17 protein-coding genes are annotated in these 20,040 nt (G+C 47.2%); 3 read left to right on the plus strand and 14 right to left on the minus strand.

Features of this window, described 5'->3' with window-relative positions; genetic code table 11:
* Positions 1-73: 73 nt before the first annotated feature.
* From mnhG to H3S83_RS01200, 7 genes are all read right to left on the minus strand, one after another.
* Positions 74-490 (minus strand): monovalent cation/H(+) antiporter subunit G, encoded by a 417-nt coding sequence (gene mnhG / locus H3S83_RS01170; RefSeq protein WP_198238685.1) that lies wholly within the window; start codon positions 488-490, stop codon positions 74-76.
* Positions 487-768, minus strand: a complete 282-nt coding sequence (locus H3S83_RS01175; RefSeq protein WP_198225565.1) for a K+/H+ antiporter subunit F — start codon at positions 766-768, stop codon at positions 487-489. Before H3S83_RS01175 ends, mnhG begins: the two co-directional genes overlap by 4 nt.
* Positions 765-1,256: a Na+/H+ antiporter subunit E gene (locus H3S83_RS01180; protein ID WP_198238686.1), complete on the minus strand. Its 492-nt coding sequence runs from the start codon at positions 1,254-1,256 to the stop codon at positions 765-767. The genes H3S83_RS01175 and H3S83_RS01180 overlap by 4 nt, the downstream gene beginning before the upstream one ends.
* A complete protein-coding gene (locus H3S83_RS01185; RefSeq protein ID WP_198238687.1) occupies positions 1,253-2,932 on the minus strand; it encodes a monovalent cation/H+ antiporter subunit D in 1,680 nt (559 codons plus the stop codon). Before H3S83_RS01185 ends, H3S83_RS01180 begins: the two co-directional genes overlap by 4 nt.
* The gene (locus H3S83_RS01190) at positions 2,929-3,270 is read right to left on the minus strand and encodes a Na+/H+ antiporter subunit C (RefSeq protein WP_075869471.1); all 342 of its coding nucleotides are present in this window, start codon (positions 3,268-3,270) and stop codon (positions 2,929-2,931) included. The genes H3S83_RS01185 and H3S83_RS01190 overlap by 4 nt, the downstream gene beginning before the upstream one ends.
* A complete protein-coding gene (locus H3S83_RS01195) occupies positions 3,270-6,191 on the minus strand; it encodes a monovalent cation/H+ antiporter subunit A (protein ID WP_198238688.1) in 2,922 nt (973 codons plus the stop codon). Before H3S83_RS01195 ends, H3S83_RS01190 begins: the two co-directional genes overlap by 1 nt.
* A gap of 216 nt (positions 6,192-6,407) precedes the next feature.
* Positions 6,408-6,866, minus strand: a complete 459-nt coding sequence (locus H3S83_RS01200) for a BA14K family protein (RefSeq protein WP_198238689.1) — start codon at positions 6,864-6,866, stop codon at positions 6,408-6,410.
* A gap of 176 nt (positions 6,867-7,042) precedes the next feature.
* On the opposite strand from H3S83_RS01200, the gene H3S83_RS01205 reads away from it, so the two are divergent.
* From H3S83_RS01205 to H3S83_RS01215, 3 genes are read left to right on the plus strand one after another with little or no spacing between them, the layout of a single operon-like run.
* A complete protein-coding gene (locus tag H3S83_RS01205; RefSeq protein ID WP_198238690.1) occupies positions 7,043-8,140 on the plus strand; it encodes a carboxynorspermidine decarboxylase in 1,098 nt (365 codons plus the stop codon).
* Between the two features lie 57 nt (positions 8,141-8,197).
* The gene (locus tag H3S83_RS01210; protein WP_198238691.1) at positions 8,198-9,436 is read left to right on the plus strand and encodes a saccharopine dehydrogenase family protein; all 1,239 of its coding nucleotides are present in this window, start codon (positions 8,198-8,200) and stop codon (positions 9,434-9,436) included.
* A gap of 40 nt (positions 9,437-9,476) precedes the next feature.
* Complete coding sequence (locus H3S83_RS01215; protein ID WP_198238692.1) at positions 9,477-10,601, plus strand: TraB/GumN family protein; 1,125 nt, start codon at positions 9,477-9,479, stop codon at positions 10,599-10,601.
* Between the two features lie 384 nt (positions 10,602-10,985).
* Here the strand turns inward: H3S83_RS01215 and lpdA are convergent, their stop codons facing one another.
* The 7 genes from lpdA to sucC form a co-directional block, all read right to left on the minus strand.
* Positions 10,986-12,392, minus strand: coding sequence for a dihydrolipoyl dehydrogenase (gene lpdA / locus H3S83_RS01220; protein ID WP_078040258.1), 1,407 nt, complete (start codon positions 12,390-12,392; stop codon positions 10,986-10,988).
* Positions 12,393-12,438: 46 nt separating this feature from the next.
* On the minus strand, positions 12,439-13,077 hold the full coding sequence (locus H3S83_RS01225; RefSeq protein ID WP_077973354.1) for a LysE family transporter: 639 nt from the start codon (positions 13,075-13,077) through the stop codon (positions 12,439-12,441).
* A gap of 3 nt (positions 13,078-13,080) precedes the next feature.
* Complete coding sequence (locus H3S83_RS01230) at positions 13,081-13,476, minus strand: MAPEG family protein (protein WP_198233269.1); 396 nt, start codon at positions 13,474-13,476, stop codon at positions 13,081-13,083.
* A gap of 16 nt (positions 13,477-13,492) precedes the next feature.
* Positions 13,493-14,713 carry a 2-oxoglutarate dehydrogenase complex dihydrolipoyllysine-residue succinyltransferase gene (gene odhB, locus H3S83_RS01235; protein ID WP_075869478.1) on the minus strand — a complete coding sequence of 407 codons (1,221 nt, stop codon included), beginning with the start codon at positions 14,711-14,713 and terminating at the stop codon, positions 13,493-13,495.
* A gap of 33 nt (positions 14,714-14,746) precedes the next feature.
* A complete protein-coding gene (locus tag H3S83_RS01240; RefSeq protein WP_078040261.1) occupies positions 14,747-17,743 on the minus strand; it encodes a 2-oxoglutarate dehydrogenase E1 component in 2,997 nt (998 codons plus the stop codon).
* A gap of 132 nt (positions 17,744-17,875) precedes the next feature.
* Complete coding sequence (gene sucD / locus H3S83_RS01245; RefSeq protein WP_077973359.1) at positions 17,876-18,778, minus strand: succinate--CoA ligase subunit alpha; 903 nt, start codon at positions 18,776-18,778, stop codon at positions 17,876-17,878.
* A 4-nt stretch (positions 18,779-18,782) separates the two neighbouring features.
* A complete protein-coding gene (sucC, locus tag H3S83_RS01250) occupies positions 18,783-19,979 on the minus strand; it encodes an ADP-forming succinate--CoA ligase subunit beta (RefSeq protein ID WP_198225553.1) in 1,197 nt (398 codons plus the stop codon).
* Positions 19,980-20,040 lie beyond the last annotated feature (61 nt).

Raw genomic sequence — 20,040 nt, forward strand, 5'->3', positions numbered from 1 at the left:
CGGCTCGGTTATATCGGCTTAATCAATGTGCCGTTTCGCCTCTACAGTCGGTGAGTCATTTCACCATTTGTCATTATTTGAAATCATCAAGGCTCGGCGTTTTTTCAAGAAGCTCTTGCGGCGTCGGCAAAGTATCGTCGATCTTTTGATAGCGCATTTTCTCCGGCAATTCGGTTGAATTGGAAGATTGATCGCGCTGCATGGCTGCCCGCGATAACAACATGAGTGTGACAGGTGTCGTCACGATAATGAATATGGCAAGCAATATAGAATGGGAAATGAGTTTGTGGCCGCTCACCGTTGAATAGATGATCGAGGCAATGATAATGCCACTGACACCCCAGCTTGTTCCGAGCGTTGGCATATGTAAACGGTCATAAAAGCTTTTTGCACGATTAAGACCGATGGCGCCGATCAATGTCAGCCCCGAGCCTAAAAGCAGGAAAAACACAATGACGATAGAAAGCCAAAGAGGAAAGTCTTCAATCATTCGATCACTTCCCCGCGCATGAGAAATTTCGCCAAAGCCGAACTTGAAACAAAACCCAAAAGGCCAATCACCAATGCGGAATCGTAATAGATTGTTGTGCCGGAACGCATGCCGAAGGTGACAAATAACATCAGTGTTGCTGTATAGAGTGCATCAAGACCTAAAATTCTGTCCTGTGCGCGTGGTCCACGGATCAGGCGAATAAACGCCAATATCATCGCAAGTCCCAGAAACAGTTGCGCAATATTGATGCCCCAATAAAGAATAACAATACTCATTGGAATATCTCCAGAAGCAGACTTTCATAACGATTTTTAATGAAATCTCTCCAATAATTTTCATTATCCATATCAAGATCAAGAATATGGACAAGAAGACTGCTATCCTTGCTATGATAGGCAATCCAGGCAGTCCCGGGTGTTGCTGTCATAATACAGGATAAAACAGCAAGTGCTGTATGGTTTTTAAGTTCAAGCGGAACCGTGATGAAGCCGGATTGTTTCTGTTTTGCCCCGCCGAAAAGCACATAGAGGGCAACCTCATAATTCGACTTTACAATATCGATCGTAACACGAAAAAACAGCCTGATAACCGAGCCCCAATTATGGATATGCACCTTCTGCGGTTTTAATAGCCGCATTAAAAACCCGCCTGCAAGTCCAACGACAATGCCGATGATCCCCTGCCCCAAGGTAAAGCCGTTCAAAATCATCCACATGAGAAGAAGCGACAAGGTCAACAATGGATAGGGGATTATGCGTTTCATTTCCCACCCCTTTCAACATCAACCTTATCAATAAGTCCCGCCGTTATTTCTTGTGACGGGTTGGGGCTTACGGCTACGTTTGCCTGCGGCAAAACACTGTCGATATAATTTTGCGGATGATGCAGTTCTTCAGCAGCTTTTCCCAGATAGCCTGCTACCGGACCGGCAGCGATGGTCAATAGAAGACACAAGCCGAGCAAGCCTGCAACGGGAGCAAATTCTATCACTTGCACGCGTGGCACTTTACCTTCAATCGACGCCCAGAAAGTGCGGATGCCGGTTCTCGTCATGGCGATAAGTGCGGCAAAACCGGAAAAGATGAGAAGAGCGACAAAAGTCCAATCCCTCGCGCTTGGTTGGTAACCATCGCCATTTAGTCCATCCGGATTGAAAATACCGGTAATCATCATGAATTTTGCGACAAACCCCGAAAATGGCGGCATACCGATAATGAGAATCGCTGTTATTCCGAAACACGCTCCAAGAATTGCAAGCGTTGCCGGAATATAAGTGCCGACCTCATCCTCTTCATCTTCCTCGTCTTCGCCATAAACTTCCATTGTTACCGCAAGAACATTGGCGGCGGTATCCTGACTACGTTCGACGAGTTCGACGAGGAGAAAAAAAGCCGCAAGCGACAAAGTGGAGGAAACAATATAAAAAAGTGCGCCAGCGGTGAGCGAAGCATTGCCGGTTCCGATAGCGGCAAGCAGCGTTCCCGATGACACCAGAACGCTATAGGAGGCAAGCCGTCCCAGAGCCTGACTTGCGAGCACTCCGATAAAACCGAATATCAAAGTTGCGAGCCCGCCATAAAACAATATGTCATTACCAAAACCGGTTAACGTTCCGCCATTAGTCCCGAAGACCAGTAATGTAAGCCGCAAAACAACGTAAATTCCGACCTTGCTCAAAATAGCAAATGTTGCTCCAACCGGTGCGGCAGCAGAACTATAAGTCGGTGTCAGCCAGAAGTTGAGTGGCCACATGCCGGCTTTGACCAGAAAGGCAATTCCGAGAATTGCCGCGCCAGACTCGAAAATAATACGATCGGCCGATTTGAGCGTTTGGAGCTTCAACGCAAGATCGGCCATATTCAATGTTCCGCAAACACCGTAAATGAGAGCTGCGCCTATCAGAAAAAACGAAGAAGCAATAAGATTGATCACCACATAGTGCATACCAGCACGCACCTTTGCCTGCCCGCTACCGTGGAGGGCAAGCCCGTAGGATGCTGTCAACATAACTTCAAAAAACACAAAGAGATTGAACAGATCACCGGTCAGGAATGCGCCGTTTACACCGGCAATCATGAATTGCATGAGAGAATGGAAGTGTGGACCGGCTTTATGCCAATGGGCAGCCGAAAACACCAATGAAGCAGCCGCAAGAATGCTTGCCAGAAAAACCATGACCGCACTTAACCGGTCGAGCACCAGAACAATTCCGAAAGGCGCTTGCCAATTTCCAAGGCTATAAACCTCCGCATGTGGCGAAACATCGACAGCCCGTTCGATCAATCCGATAGAAACAAGAATGAGAAGTCCTATCGACGAAAGGCTTATCCATAATTTGAGTTTGCGGCGTCTTTCATCATAAAAAAGCAGAAGTGCCGCAGTCGCAATGGGCAGAAGAATAGGCAGAATAACGAGATGGTAGAGAAAATTTTCGGTCATTTATTTTCCCTTCCATCGACATGGTCCGAACCGGTCAGCCCTCGTGAAACCAGCAGAATAACAAGGAATAATGCGGTTGTCGCAAAACCGATTACAATGGCTGTAAGAACCAGCGCTTGCGGTATCGGGTCAGCATAATTTGCCGGATTGACAGGATTGGAGGGGTCAACAATCGGTGCTGCGTTCGAGCGGGGACGCGCCATTGAAAAAATAAACAGATTGACAGCATAGGAAATAAGCGAAAGCCCTAGAATGACCTGATAGGTTCTTGGCCGCAAAAGGAGCCAGATTCCTGAACCGGCAAGCACACCGATACCGAGAGAAAGAACAATTTCCATCAGCGTCCCTCCTCTTTTTTAGCAGTTCTTTTACCAACACGATAATGCCGGATTGATTGGTGCGCTATCGCAATGAGCATCAGCACGGTTGCGCCGACAACAAGTGAAAAAACACCGAGGTCGAACGCCATAGCACTGGCTGTCGGCATTTTTCCGATAAAAGGAACCTTCGTATATTGAAAATAGGAGGTAAGAAAGGGGTAGCCGAAAAACCACGAACCGATACCGGTTACCAATGCCAGAAGAATACCGAAACCGATCCAGCGCAGCGGTAAAACTGTCAGATGACTTTCCACCCACCGCGTTCCCGATGCCACATATTGCAGAATAAATCCGATAGCCATAGTGACACCGCTGGCAAAACCGCCGCCCGGCAAATCATGCCCGCGCATGAATAAATAGACGGCAAAGGCCATAATAACCGGAAACAGCCAATGCATGATAATGCGCGGAATAACAAGATAGTCGGAAACTGTGTCACCAACCTCCCGATCGGGCCTTGCTTCGTCAAAAGCCGACTGAACGCGTTGTTGTGTTGGTGCCTCGATACTTTCAACTGCCGGACGGAAACGCCGCAACAGGGCAAAAACGGTGAGCGCTACAATACCGAGCACGGTTATCTCGCCCATTGTATCAAAGCCACGAAAATCCACGAGAAGCACATTGACGACATTGCGACCACCCGCATCGGAATAGGAATGGGTGAGGAAAAAGTCTGAAATTGTTTCGCCTTGCGGACGGGTCATCACACAATAGGAAAGCCACGCCAAACCGCCCCCGCCGGCAATAGCAATGAGCAAATCGCGGCCTCTTCGCAACCATGGCGTAAAACCGTCCGGCATAGGGTCAGGTGCTTGCAAGCGTTTGGGCAGCCATCTCAGCCCCAAAAGCAGAAGAACGGTTGTAACAACTTCCACAACCAATTGTGTCAATGCAAGATCGGGGGCGGAAAGCCACAAGAATGTGGCACAGGTCATAAGCCCCGTTACACCTAAAAGTATCAAAGAAGCGAAACGGTGGAATTTTGCCTGCCATGCAACCAATATTGCGCACACACCACCGATCAGCCAGATAATTAAAAACGGTAGATCAAGCGGAAAAAGCGGCAATGCACCCGCATCTATCCATTGATTGCCGGCAATCAACAACAAGAGTGCAACGATGGGCGCAAGGATAATCCAGCGTGCTTCCACTTGCAGACGACGGGTCGAAAGAAAAGCCTCGGCCGAACGCGCCCATTTCCATGATATTGTTACCAATACACGTTCAAAAATACGCTGCCCTTTCAAATGTCTGAAAAATGGCGGGCCACCTTCACATGATTTCAGATATTTGCGCGTGAGAATATAAAGGATAAGCCCGCCGATCAAAGCAATGAGGCTCATGACAAGCGGCGTATTGAAGCCATGCCATAAAGCCAGATCATAATGCGGTGTTTCAGCCCCCAATACAGAATGGACGGCTGTTCCCAAAACGCCACCAATTGCAAATTTCGGAAATATGCCGATGAGAAGGCATAAAAACACCAACAGCTCGATGGGAAAACGCATGAAATGCGGTGGTTCATGCGGCGTTTTTGGCAAATCATGCGGTTTTCCGCCAAAAAATACTCCGTGGATAAAACGCACCGAATAGGTAACACTCAACAATCCCGCGAGCGTAGCAAGATAAGGTGTACTCTTGTCGAGCCATGATTCCATGTGAACTTCAACTGCTTCGGCAAAAAACATTTCCTTCGATATGAAGCCATTGAGAAGCGGCACACCTGCCATGGCAGCACTTGCAACCAGCGCCAGCGTACCGGTAAACGGCATATAGCGGAAAAGCCCCGACAATTTGCGCATATCGCGGGTTCCCGTTTCGTGGTCGATAATGCCCGCTGCCATGAATAATGATGCCTTGAAAATGGCATGGTTGACGATATGAAAGATTGCTGCAACGCAAGCAAGCGGACTTGCAAGACTTAAGAGCGTGGTTATCAACCCCAGATGACTGATTGTCGAATAGGCAAGCAGACCTTTAAGGTCCTGTTGGAACATGGCAAAATAGGCGCCGATCAAAAGCGTGATCAAGCCGCAAAGCCCGATAATCCAGAACCATTCTTCTGTTCCCGACAATACCGGCCAGAACCGCACCATAAGAAATACGCCGGCTTTGACCATTGTTGCCGAATGAAGATAGGCAGAAACCGGTGTTGGTGCGGCCATTGCATTAGGGAGCCAGAAATGGAACGGAAATTGTGCGCTTTTTGTCAATGCTCCGAGAAGCACACAGACAAGTGCCGGAATATAGAGCGGACTTCTTTTGATGAGTGAACCCGAATTCAACACCACATCCAAATCATAACTGCCGACAATATGGCCGATAATCAACATGCCGACAAGAAGCGCAAAGCCGCCGAACCCTGTCACCGTCAGGGCCATGCGTGCGCCGTCACGTGCACTTGCATTATGGTACCAGTAGCCGATCAAAAGAAACGAGAAAATACTGGTGAGTTCCCAAAAGATAACGAGGAGAACAATGTTGCCTGACAACACCATTCCGAGCATCGAGCCCATAAAGGCAAGCAGGAATGAAAAAAAACGTGGAACCGGATCCGCCGGATTCATATAATAACGGGCATAGACAACAACGAGCAGGCCGATACCCGTTATCAGAAGTGCAAACAACCAGGAAAAACCATCTATCCGCAAGGTGAAATTCAATCCCCATTGCGGTAACCATGAAATATCAAGTCTTATAACATTGTCGGCTGAAATGGCCGGATAAAGCATAATGGTGCAAAACAGTGCCATAAGCGCAATCGCACCGACAAACCATGCCTCATTATTTTTTGCTGTGGAACGAAAAAAACCGATAATGGCACTACCAACAAAGGGAAGTATTACCAGCAATATCAAGATTGCTTCCCGTGTTGTCATTATCTGTACACCATCCTGTTTTTCGGGGCCTTGTTTCTATATAGGTCACCGGAAATGAATCGGTTTTACCTCAATCCCATATTGGATTTTTTCAAGCATATAACGCAAGCCTTTTCAAAAGTTTAATGGAGAAAATTTTGCCGTTTTTTCCAAATTTTCCTCATTTCACCTGAATGGGGCGTTTATGAAGTCCGATTGTCATCAATCGGACGATGTTCATTTCGGACTATAATAACGCGATACACATTGTTTTCGCGGACCGTCAAAAGGCTGGTAGCTGTTATCGGACCTTGTATAGGACTTATATTTTGATGAACAAAAATCGACATGGTTTTTGATAAGCCATGGCTTGTCGTCGTCTTTTTTGGCTTTTTGTGACGCTTTTTTAGGTTTCACACTGGTGCTATCGACGTGTGCGCCCGGTTGAAACGCTGCTTCCGGATACCACCAGCCATCTGTATGCTTTCTATAACCGGTACGGTGATGGCGATAGCCTTTGAAACCGTTCAATTCGCCTCGGCTCGTACTGGTAATGGCTGACGATCCGGTCGTTCTGGTGTTTTGCGCAACGACGAGATTCTCATCAAGATCGGAAGCAAGTGATGAAAATGTCGCAACCAAACCGATCACTGGCAGTCCGACAAACAAGTAAAAAGATTTATTGAATTTACGCATTAAGAATCCTTCCCGGAACGAGACAAGAAAATTATAGCAGACATCAAATCGAGAAAACTGCACTCTTTTTTGCTATAGTTAATGAAGAACATATTTGCGCTTATAGAAATGTGTTTCTATATGTGGTCGAGGCTTTAAGAGCCATCGGAAAAAACCGGATATTGCAGGATTTAAAAATGCTTCAAACGCCCTATTACCTTGTCGACAAATCGAAGTTGCTGCACAATATGGAAAAAATTGCACGTCTTCGTGAACTGTCGGGCGCCAAATCGCTTTTGGCATTGAAATGTTTTGCAACATGGGGCGTTTTCGATTTTATGGCGCGCTATATGGATGGCACCACATCGTCATCGCTTTATGAACTTCGCTTGGGAAAAGAAAAATTCGGCAAAGAAACCCATGCCTATTCGGTTGCCTGGGCCGATTACGAGATTGATGAGGCGATCACTTATGCCGATACAATCATATTCAATTCCATCAACCAGCTTCACCGATTTGAAAAAAAATCCGAAAATATTGAAAGAGGGTTGCGACTGAATCCGGGGGTCAGTTGTTCCGGCTTCGACCTTGCCGACCCTGCCCGCCCTTTCAGCCGTCTTGGCGAAACAAGTTACGAAAAAATCGAAGCGGTTTTGCCGCTCGTCAACGGTTTTATGATTCATTATAACTGCGAGAATGGCGACTTCGCTTTGTTTGACCGGATGCTTTCCGATATAGAACAAAAATTCGGCCAACTTTTTCACCATGTAGAATGGGTGAGCCTTGGAGGTGGCATCTATTTTACCGGTAAAGATTATCCGCTTGAAGCTTTTGCCGACAGGCTCAAGCGTTTTTCCGATAAATATGGTGTTACGGTTTATCTTGAACCGGGAGAAGCTTCGATTACCAATAGCGCAACACTTGAAGTTACGGTTCTTGACACCATGCATAATGGCAAGGATCTCGCTATTGTTGACAGTTCCATCGAAGCCCATATGCTTGATCTTCTCGTTTATCGGGAAAAAGCGAAAATTTCGCCAAATCAGGGGGCGCATGAAATTATGATTTGTGGCAAATCATGCCTTGCCGGCGATATTTTTGGAACCTTCCGTTTTCCTGAAAAGTTGAAAATAGGCGACCATTTATCGATAGAAGATGCCGCCGGCTATACAATGGTGAAAAAAAATTGGTTTAATGGTCTTAATATGCCCGCTATTGCGATAAAAGAATTGGATGGAACCATTCGTGTTCAACGTGAATTCGGGTATAAAGACTATTGTGAAAGCCTTTCGTGAAAAAGGCGCCAAGTTTAACAAAGATTTTGAAAGCAGAATTTAGGAGACAAACCGGGAATGAAAAAGAATATCCTGATTATTGGCGCAGGTGGGGTAGCTCAGGTGGTTGCTCATAAATGCGCCCAACATAACGATATTCTCGGTGATCTTCATATCGCATCACGAACACTACAAAAATGCGAATCGATCATTGCATCCGTCAAAGAGAAAAAATCCATGAAGGTGAAGGGTGTGTTCGAAACGCACCACCTCGATGCGATGGATGTAAAATCGACGGCAGATCTTATTCGCAAAACAAAAAGCCGGATTGTTATCAATGTCGGCTCGGCTTTTCTCAATATGTCGGTTCTTTCGGCCTGTATCGAGACGGGCGCAGCCTATATTGATACGGCTATTCACGAGGACCCGCTAAAAATATGCGAGACACCACCCTGGTATGGCAATTATGAATGGCCGCGCCGCGAAGAATGTGAAGCACATAAAGTAACGGCCATTCTCGGAGCAGGATTTGACCCCGGTGTGGTCAATGCTTATGCGGCGCTTGCCCATCAGGACTATTTCGACAAAATCAGCGACATTGATATTATTGATATTAATGCCGGTAGTCACGGGCGCTGGTTTGCCACCAATTTCGATCCGGAAATCAATTTTCGCGAATTTACCGGTCAGGTCTGGTCGTGGCAGGACAGCAAATGGGTTTCAAACAAAATGTTTGAAATCGGCCACGAATGGGACTTGCCTGTTGTCGGCAGGCGCAACACCTATATGACCGGTCATGACGAAATCCATTCTTTGTCAAAGAATCTTGATGTACCGAATATCCGCTTCTGGATGGGTTTTGGTGAACGGTACATTACTGTGTTCAATGTATTGAAAAATCTTGGACTTCTATCCGAACAGCCCATAAAAACCGCCGAGGGTTTGGAAGTTGTTCCGCTTAAAGTGGTCAAAGCTGTTTTGCCGGACCCATCTTCGCTCGCACCGGATTATACCGGCAAGACCTGTATTGGCGACCTTATCAAAGGTGAAAAAGACGGTAAACACCGTGAACTGTTCATCTATAATATTGCCGACCACAAAGAAGCCTATCTTGAAACAGGTTCACAAGCTATTTCTTACACGGCCGGTGTTCCGGCCGTGGCAGCGGCTATATTGGTGGCGCTTGGTGACTGGGATGTAAAGACCATGGCCAATGTGGAAGAATTGCCACCGGAACCATTTCTGAAGAAGCTTGACGAAATGGGACTACCCACCCGAATTCGGGAAGGAAAAGAAGACAAAAAGCTCGATTTATAGCTTGAATGACTGACAAGTGCCGGCATACCGGAAGGTTGTGATGCAAAAGAAAAGCCGAATATATTTCAAAACAATCTCGAGATTATCGAGACATTTCGCTTTTCTTTTGGCTTTGTTTGCCGGCACTTTTTGCTTTTCTTCACCGGCATTGAGTGAAGACGAGACAGCACCACAACCAAAACTGTTTGAAAAATTTTTACCGAAGGCACTGCTCGAACAAAAAAATCAGGCAGAGCCGGCCGTCTGTTCGGGTGAGGATTTAACTAAAAAATTTTCAAAAGAAGAAAACCGGAAATTCTTGGAACGTGCCAAGAAAATAAAAAATGGCAATGCCCGATTCTGGAGGGTTGAAAAAAAAGGAACCGAACCATCCTATCTTTTCGGTACAATGCACGTGACCGATCCGGAAATCGTCAATCTCGCTCCTAGAGTCAAAACAGCACTTGAAAATGCAGATCGTGTCGCCCTCGAATTGAGTGAAGCAGCAGACGATAACGGTAAAGCAATGACAACAAAGCTTCTTGCCTCTCCTGATTTTCTGACTGCCAAGAAAGGTGAACGTTTCAAGGATGGACTTTCGCGGCAGGAATTCAATAAACTCAAAGCTACATTTGAAAACCACAACTTACCTTTTGATCTTATCTCCAACAACAAACCATGGTTCGTCTGGATGACATTGAGCCTACCAGCCTGCGAGGCGCGTCGGGAAACCTATGGATACCATGCACTTGATGTAGAAATCGGGCAAAACGCCAAAAAACTCGGAAAACCGGTTATTGGTCTTGAAACATTTGATGAACAACTCTCTGCAATTGAAAAACTGCCTTTAAGTTTTCAGGCAAGATCAATTGAAGACTACCTCGAAAACCCCAAATTTTACGTCAATATGTTTTATACCGAAACACAACTTTATAAACAAAGTCGCATTGGAGAAATTCTGGTTCTTGATACTATGTTTAAAACAACGATCAGCAAAAAAGATCAGGAAATTTTCAAAGATATTTTAATGACTAAACGCAATCTACGCATGTCTGAACGCGCACTTCCTTTGATTGAACAAGGAAACAGCTTTATAGCGGTTGGTGCAGCGCATATGGTTGGCGATAGCGGGCTTGTCGAACAATTACGCAAACATGGCTATAAAGTCAGCCCCATCAAATTCTGACAATTTTAAAAGCAACAAGACGGCCGAAGGTTTTCTTTTGCTGCCAATATTGAAGGCTCATTAAGGCGGGAAATTACGACCTCATGCGGCCCGATTGCGACCGGTACCGGATAAACGCGTTTCTCTTTTTCAGTCCGGTCATTTTCTATTAAATCAATAATGATTTCTTTAAATGGGAAAGCTTGAAGAGAATCCCTATCACGGCTTTCGTCGATACGAATATTATCGTCGTGTTTTCCTTAATTTAAAAGCGGGAAGCACTGAATAGAAGCCACTCCTATTCCAAGCTGACACCGGAATTCCGGAGTGACCTTATCAATCCGGTTTGATTTAAATAAAAAGGCCGCCCGAAGGCAGCCTTTTTGAATGATATGTCAAATTCACTTACATATTGATCGGTTTTGAAAAAGCGGCCAATGCAGCCTCTTTTACAGCTTCCGACATTGTCGGGTGAGCATGGCAAGTCCGTGCCAGATCTTCCGATGAGCCGCCAAATTCCATCAAGACAGCAATTTCGTGAATCATTTCACCGGCACCGAAGCCAAGAATATGGCCGCCCAGAACCTTGTCGGTCTTGGCACAAGCAAGGATTTTAACAAATCCGTCAGTCTTCAACATAGCGCGGGCACGACCATTGGCCGAGAAGGGGAATTTGCCAACGCGATATTCGATACCGGCAGCTTTAAGCTCTTCTTCGGTTTTGCCAACAGATGCAACTTCCGGCTCTGTATAAACGACACTCGGGATCACATCATAATTGACATGGCCTTTCTGACCGGCAAGAATTTCAGCCAGAGCAACACCTTCGTCTTCCGCTTTATGGGCAAGCATCGGACCTTTGACAACATCGCCAATCGCGTAAATTCCGGCAATATTCGTTTGCCAATGTGAATCGATATTTACTCGACCACGTTCATCCAGTACTACACCGGCCTCTTTGAGACCGAGCCCTTCCGTGTAAGGACGACGACCAGTAGCAACGAGAACAATATCAGCTTCGAGAGTTTCAGCCGAACCACCTTTGACAGGCTCAAAAGTAACTTTTGCACCGGATGCGGTTTTTTCAACGCCGGTTACTTTTGCTCCAAGTTTATATTCAATGCCCTGTTTTTCCATGAGTTTCTGGAACTGCTTGGAAACTTCTCCATCCATTGGCCCCAAAACCTTGTCGAGAAATTCGACGACTGTGACTTTTGCACCAAGCCGGCTCCAGACCGAACCAAGCTCGGAACCGATCACACCGGCGCCGACCACAACCATGTGATGAGGTACTTTGGAAAGTGACAAAGCACCGGTTGAGGAAACGATAACTTTTTCGTCAATATCGATCTTGAGACCGGGAATACCGGCAACGTCGGAACCTGTTGCGATAATGATATTTTTGGTTTCAAGAGTCTGTTTCGAGCCATCTTTGGCAGCAACTTCGACTTTGCCTGCACCAAGAATTTTTGCCGTGCCGTAAACGGTGTCAATCTTGTTTTTCTTCATCAAAAACGCGACACCGCTTGTGTTACCATCAACAGTTTTCTGCTTGTGGGCCATCATGCCGGCAAGGTCGAGTTTGGGTTTGGAAACCGAAACACCCAAAGCCTCGAAACCATGTTGGGCTTCGGCAAAAATTTCGGAAGCATAGAGCAAAGCTTTGGAAGGAATACAACCGACATTAAGACATGTACCACCCAATGTATCGCGCTTTTCCACGATTGCTGTTTTTAGCCCGAGTTGCGCTGCCTTGATTGCCGCAACATATCCACCGGGACCTGCTCCAATTACCACAACATCATAAGACATTCTTTTTCCTTTCGTTACGGCCGCTGAGACCTGAAAATTCTAAAACTTAAGAGGCTTTCTGAAACATAAGCCTGATACTGAATGCGATGAAAACGGCTCCGCAAAGGCGATCAATCCATTTGGCAGCGCGTTGATATAATGAGCGAATGGCAGGGGTTGTCATAAAAATGCCAACCAGAACAAACCATCCAATAAGAAGTGCCGACATCGACAGGCCATAGCAAAACTTGACTGCCATAGGCGTTATCGGTGCGACAAATGTCGAGAAAATAGAAAGAAAGAAAAACACCGCTTTGGGATTAAGAGCATTGACGGTAAATCCGGCAAAAAATGCTTTTTTCAAACTCTGCCGTGTTTTTTTACTTTTCATATTTTCGTTTTTTTCACCCGCAATACCACGCGAGGTAATGCTTTTAATGCCGATATAGAGAAGATAGAGAACACCGAGCCATTTAACGACATTAAACAGAATAAGGGATTTCGAGATGAGCAACCCAAGTCCCAGAATTGTGTAACTCACGTGAAAGAGCAAAGCCGCGCCGATGCCGAAAGCGGTTGCAAAAGCGGCCTCACGCCCATGAACCAGAGATTGGCGCAAAATCAATGCGAAATCGGCTCCCGGCGTTATTGCCGCAATTGCGAATACTGCCATCAATGTTGACCATTCGACAAAATAAGGAGCCATCAATTATCTCCAGAAAGCAGCAAAAAGCATGATGACCAATCCGAAAATGGAAACCAGCCAGACGATGCTGCGAATATAGGGGATACCCAAGAGGTAAAGCGGAATATAGATAATTCTTGCTACGACCCATATGGAACCACCGGCCACGGTTAACATGATGTTATTGGGTGCAAAATCACCAAGCAACATCAATGCCAGAAATGCCGGATAAGTTTCGCGGAAATTGGCACTCGCACGCATTGCCCGACCGGCATAAACAGATTTTGGCGCCTCACCGCCATCTCTTGGTCCGGCGTTCCAGCTTCGTCCCAATTCACGTGTTGCGAGATAAGCCTGCAAAAAAATATGCACCAACAACAATATGACACTTATGGCCAATAATGCTGCTGGTGCATTCATTTACGACTATCCTATTTTAAAGATCGATAACGAGACGTTCCGGATCTTCAAGGCATTCTTTAACACGAACGAGGAATGTAACAGCTTCCTGACCATCAACGATACGGTGGTCATAAGAGAGAGCCAGATACATCATCGGACGGGCAACAACTTCGCCATTGACAACGACAGCACGCTCCTTGATGGCGTGCATACCCAGAATGCCCGATTGAGGAGCATTGAGGATAGGTGTCGACATCAATGAACCATAAACGCCACCATTGGTGATGGTGAATGTGCCACCCTGCATATCGGCGACAGCAAGCTTGCCATCACGTGCGAGACGTCCAAGACGACCGATTTCTTTTTCGATTCCTGCAATTGAAAGCTGGTCTGCGTCACGGACAACAGGAACAACAAGGCCTTTGGCTGTACCAACAGCAATACCGGCATTGACATAATTTTTGTAAATAATGTCGGTGCCGTCGATTTCGGCATTAACAGCAGGAACTTCTTTCAAAGCGTGGCAAACAGCCTTGGTGAAGAAGCCCATGAAGCCGAGCTTGACGCCATGTTTCTTCTCGAACATTTCCTTGTAGCGTTTACGCAAGTCCATAATAGCCGACATATCCACTTCGTTGAAAGTGGTGAGCATCGCCATGGTGTTTTGTGCGTCTTTCAAACGACGGGCAATGGTCTGGCGCAATTTTGTCATGCGGACGCGTTCTTCACGTGCAGCATCTTGCGGCTGGGATGCCGCGCGCGGTGCAGCAACAGGAGCTGCGGCCGAAATACCTTTTGCAAGAGCATCAAGAACATCGCCTTTGAGAACCTGTCCACGCTTGCCCGAACCATCAACCTGACCGGCTGACAAATTGTTTTCAGCCATGAGCTTGGCTGCCGAAGGAGCAGGCTGCATCGAGCCGGAAGCGGCTGCAGGTGCACTTGCTGCCGGTTGTGGTGCAGGAGCGCTTGGTGCCGGTTGGGCAGGCTTTGGCTGCGGAGCAACATTGCCGGCAGCACCCGCCTCGATCGAGCCAAGAAGCGCGCCAACTTCTACATTGTCACCTTCTTTGGCAACAATTTCTGTCAATTTTCCTGCAACAGGCGAGGGAACCTCGACTGTTACTTTATCAGTTTCAAGTTCAACCAAGGGCTCGTCCATAGCGACAGCATCGCCAACTTTTTTGAACCATTTCCCAATGGTTGCTTCAGTAACGGACTCGCCCAGAGTAGGAACACGGATTTCATTAGCCATAATTTTTTTCCATACGTCAGAGTGATTTGAGAATTAAGCCAACGCGTCTTCAAGGAACGCGGCAAGCTGTTGAAGATGTTGCGACATAAGCCCGGTTGCAGGCGAAGCACTTGCAGGACGACCGGCATAACGGGCGCGAGGATATTTCGCACCGATATGAGCCAGTACCCATTCAAGATACGGTTCGATAAATGACCAGGCACCCATATTTTTCGGCTCTTCCTGACACCAGACGATTTCCGCCTGCAAGAAGCGGGAAAGAACAGTGATCAAGGCTTTTGCCGGGAACGGGTAAAGCTGTTCAACACGCAACAGATAGACATCATCGATTCCGCGTTTCTCGCGCTCTTCGTAAAGGTCATAATAGACCTTGCCGGAGCAGAGAACAACGCGACGGATCTTGTTGTCTTTCTGCAACTTGATTGCCTGATCCTTGAGCTGTTGGGCGTCATCAAGCAACAAGCGATGGAACGTTGTATCGGCTCCCATATCGCTCAACGAAGAAATGGCGCGTTTGTGACGCAACAAGGATTTCGGTGTCATCAAGATCAAGGGTTTACGGAAATCGCGTTTGATCTGACGGCGCAAAATGTGGAAGTAATTTGCCGGTGTCGTACAATTGGCAACTTGCATATTATCTTCTGCACATAGTTGCAGATAACGTTCAAGGCGGGCTGAAGAGTGCTCAGGACCCTGACCTTCAAATCCGTGTGGCAACAGGCAGACAAGGCCGCTCATACGCAACCATTTGCGTTCGCCCGAGGAAATGAACTGGTCGAAAAGAACCTGCGCACCATTGGCGAAGTCACCAAATTGGGCTTCCCACAAGTTCAAGCCGAGCGGTTGTGCCAGTGAATATCCATATTCAAATCCCAATACACCTTCTTCCGAAAGCATCGAGTTGACAGGCTCATAAATGGCCTGACCTTTTTTGAGATTATTTAACGGGATATAGCGGTTTTCGTTTTCCTGATCATAGAGAACAGAATGACGCTGGCTGAATGTACCACGTTCGACATCTTCACCGGAAAGACGAACCGGTGCACCTTCGATAACGAGTGAACCGAAAGCCAAAGCTTCACCGGTTGCCCAATCGATTCCTTCACCTGTTTCAAACATTTTTGCACGGTTATCAAGGAAACGCTTAATGGTCTTGTGAACATGAAAATCGGCCGGAATGTCAACAAGACGTTCACCGATTTCTTTCAGTGTCTTGATCGGCACACCGGTTGCGCCACGACGTTGATCGTCGGCATTGTCGGCGGCTTTCAAGCCCGTCCATGTCCCATCAAGCCAATCGGCCTTGTTGGGCTTATAGGAAGTGGCGGCTTCAAATTCCTTTTCAAGTTTGTCGTGCCACTCACGCTTTTGCTGGTCGAGTTCTTCCGCCTTGATAAGGCCTTCTTTTTCCAGCTTCTCGCCATAAAGTTCCAAAGTGGTTTTATGACCACGAATGGCTTTATACATCAATGGCTGCGTGAAGGACGGTTCATCACCTTCATTGTGACCAAACCGGCGATAGCAGAACATGTCGATAACAACCGGTTTATGGAAAATCATGCGGAATTCTGTTGCAACTTTGGCAACATAAACAACCGCTTCTGGATCATCGCCATTGACGTGGAAAATCGGTGCGTCGATCATCTTGGCAATATCTGATGGATAAGGCGTCGAGCGACCGAAACGCGGATTGGTTGTAAAGCCGATCTGGTTGTTGATGATGAAGTGGATCGAGCCGGCAACACGGAAACCTTTCAGCCCCGAAAGACCCAATGTTTCCTGAATAACACCTTGGCCTGCAAAAGCTGCATCACCATGGATAAGAACCGGCATAACTTTTGCGCGTTCACTGAGCGGAACAAGATCACTGCGGCTCGGACCGGCAAGCAAATCCTGTTTTGCACGGGTTTTACCGATAACAACCGGGTCGACAATTTCGAGGTGGGACGGGTTGGCAAGAAGTGACAAATGCACCTTGTTGCCATCGAACTCGCGATCGGAAGACGTACCCAGATGGTATTTCACATCGCCCGAACCTTCAACATCATCAGGCTTATAAGAGCCACCCTTGAATTCATGGAAAATTGCGCGATGGGGCTTGGAGAGCACCTGCGAGAGAACGTTAAGACGTCCGCGGTGAGCCATGCCGAAAACGATTTCTTCAACACCGAGAGCACCACCGCGCTTGATGATCTGTTCAAGAGCCGGAATAAGCGATTCACCGCCATCAAGGCCGAAACGCTTTGTGCCCTTATATTTTGTATCCAGAAACTTTTCGAAACCCTCGGCTTCTACGAGTTTATGGACAATAGCCTTTTTACCTTCAGGCGTGAACGATACCCAATTGTTCGGGCCCTCGATTCGTTCCTGAATCCAGCTTTTTTCTGCCGGATCGGATATATGCATGAATTCGACACCGATTGTGTTGCAATAGGTGTTTTTCAATATTTCCAACATCTGCGGGATTGTTGCATATTCAAGCCCGAGAACATTGTCGATAAATATCTTGCGATCATAGTCAGCCGTTGTGAAACCATAGGTCTCAGGCGACAATTCGTTATAATCTTCCGGTGCTTCACGCAATTGTAACGGATCGAGTTTCGCATGAAGATGGCCGCGTATACGATAGGCGCGGATCATCATAATTGCGCGCACTGAATCGCGTGTAGCCTGAATAATATCGGCATCGCTTACAGCCGAACCGCCTTTTTTGGCTGCTTCTGCTGCTTTGCCTTTGAGCTTGTCGCCCATATGTTTTTCAACAGCCGACCAATCACCGTCCAGAGCCGATACCAGCTCGCCAACCGGTTTTACCGGCCAGTTGTCACGCTGCCAGGATGCGCCTTCAGCATTTTTCAGCACATCTTCCTTATTATCTTTTAAATTATCGAAAAATTCACGCCATTGCGGATCTACGCCAGCGGGATTTTTCTCATATTCGGCATAAAGCTGATCTATATAGTCAGCATTGCCACCATATAAAAACGAAGTTTGTTCAAAAAGATCGTTTGTCTGGTCCTGCCTTGCCATATATTCTGCCGGAACACCTGTTCCGTCTCCTTAATATCCGCGGGAACACCCTACGAATTGGTGTTGAAGAAGCATTCGCTTCTGTTAAAAAAATCGAGCCACCCGAACCAGTCGCCCGGGTGGCTTTTACTATCAATCTTTGAGAACCTCGACGAGGGTCTTGCCGATTTGCGCGGGCGAGGGAGAAACACGAATACCGGCTGCTTCCATAGCAGCGATCTTGTCTTCTGCTCCACCTTTGCCACCGGAAATCACCGCACCGGCATGGCCCATTGTACGGCCCTTGGGCGCTGTACGACCGGCGATAAAACCGACAACCGGTTTTTTGCGCCCTTTCTTGGCTTCATCAATCAGGAATTGGGAAGCGTCTTCCTCGGCAGAACCGCCAATTTCACCGATCATAACGATCGACTTGGTTTCGTCATCTGCAAGGAACATCTCGAGTACGTCGATAAATTCAGTACCCTTGACCGGATCGCCACCAATGCCAACAGCTGTTGTCTGACCCAAACCTTCGACCGTTGTCTGATAAACAGCTTCATAGGTCAAAGTTCCCGAGCGCGATACAACACCGACCGAACCTTTCTTGAAGATCGATCCCGGCATAATGCCGATTTTGCATTCATCAGGTGTGAGTACACCGGGGCAGTTCGGACCGATAAGGCGCGATTTCGATTTTCTCAATTTTGCCTTGACCTTGACCATATCGAGAACCGGAATACCTTCCGTGATACAGACAATAAGGCCAATTTCGGCATCAATTGCTTCCATGATTGCAGCCGCAGCACCTGCCGGCGGAACATAGATCACCGATGCGTCGGCACCGGTCTTGTCCTTACCTTCGGCAACAGTTGCAAAAATAGGCAGTTCTTCACCATTGGCACCATGCCAGGTCTCGCCACCTTTTTTCGGGTTAACGCCACCCACCATTTTGGTTCCATGGTAGGCAAGTGCCTGCTCGGTATGGAAGGTACCTGTTTTGCCGGTCAAACCCTGTACGAGAACTTTTGTATCCTTGTTGATAAGAATCGACATGACTTCAAGCTCCCTTCACGGCTGCAACAATTTTCTTGGCGGCATCGTCAAGATCATCCGCCGAGATGACATTCAGACCACTTTCATTAATAAGAGCTTTGCCCTTATCAACATTCGTGCCTTCAAGACGAATAACCAGAGGCACTTTCAAACCGACTTCCTTGACCGCAGCCAGAACACCTTCGGCGATAACATCGCAACGCATAATACCACCGAAAATATTCACCAATATGCCCTGAACGTGCGGGTCGGCTGTAATAATCTTGAAAGCGGCAGTTACGCGTTCCTTGGAAGCACCACCACCAACATCAAGAAAGTTTGCCGGCTCGCCGCCATAAAGCTTGATGATATCCATCGTTGCCATAGCAAGGCCGGCACCGTTGACCATACAACCGATATTGCCATCAAGAGCGATATAGGCAAGATCGTGTTTGGAAGCTTCGATTTCCTTCGGATCTTCCTCTGAAGGATCCCGCAACTCGACAATGTCGGGGTGACGGAAAAGTGCATTATTGTCGAACGACACCTTCGAGTCGAGCAAGCGCAGATGACCGTTTTTCATGACGATCAGCGGGTTGATTTCAAGAAGGCTCATGTCTTTTTCGACAAAAGCTTTGTAAAGAATCGGGAAGAGTTTCAATCCGTCTTCACGAGCAACACCGTCAAGCTTCAGAGCATCGCAAAGTTTTGTGCTGTCTTCAGCGGTAACACCCTTATCCGGATCAATCGGAAGGGTGAGAATTTTTTCCGGTGTGTCATGAGCAACGGTTTCGATATCCATACCGCCTTCTGTCGAAACGACAAAGGCGATCTGTCCGACCGTACGGTCAACGAGGATCGACAGATAAAGTTCGCGTTCAATATCGGCACCATCTTCGATATAAAGACGATTTACCTGTTTTCCGGCCGGACCTGTCTGCTTGGTGACGAGTGTTTTGCCAAGCATTTCTTTGACATTGGCAACAACTTCTTCAACCGATTTTGCAAGACGGACCCCACCTTTAGCATCGGGACCAAGTTCTTTAAACTTACCCTTGCCGCGACCACCAGCGTGAATCTGGCTTTTAACGACATAAAGAGGTCCAGGCAATTTTTTTGCCCATTCCTCTGCCTGCTCTACAGAATAGACAGCAACACCATTTGCAATCGGTGCGCCATATTCATGAAGCAGACGCTTGGCCTGATATTCATGGATATTCATTCATTTTTCCTTTTCTATTATGGGCCGAAAGTCCGGTCCCGGAAAATCGGTGTATCCGACT

Origin of the sequence: Bartonella sp. W8122 (assembly GCF_016102485.1) — a bacterium.
Taxonomy (GTDB): domain Bacteria; phylum Pseudomonadota; class Alphaproteobacteria; order Rhizobiales; family Rhizobiaceae; genus Bartonella; species Bartonella apihabitans.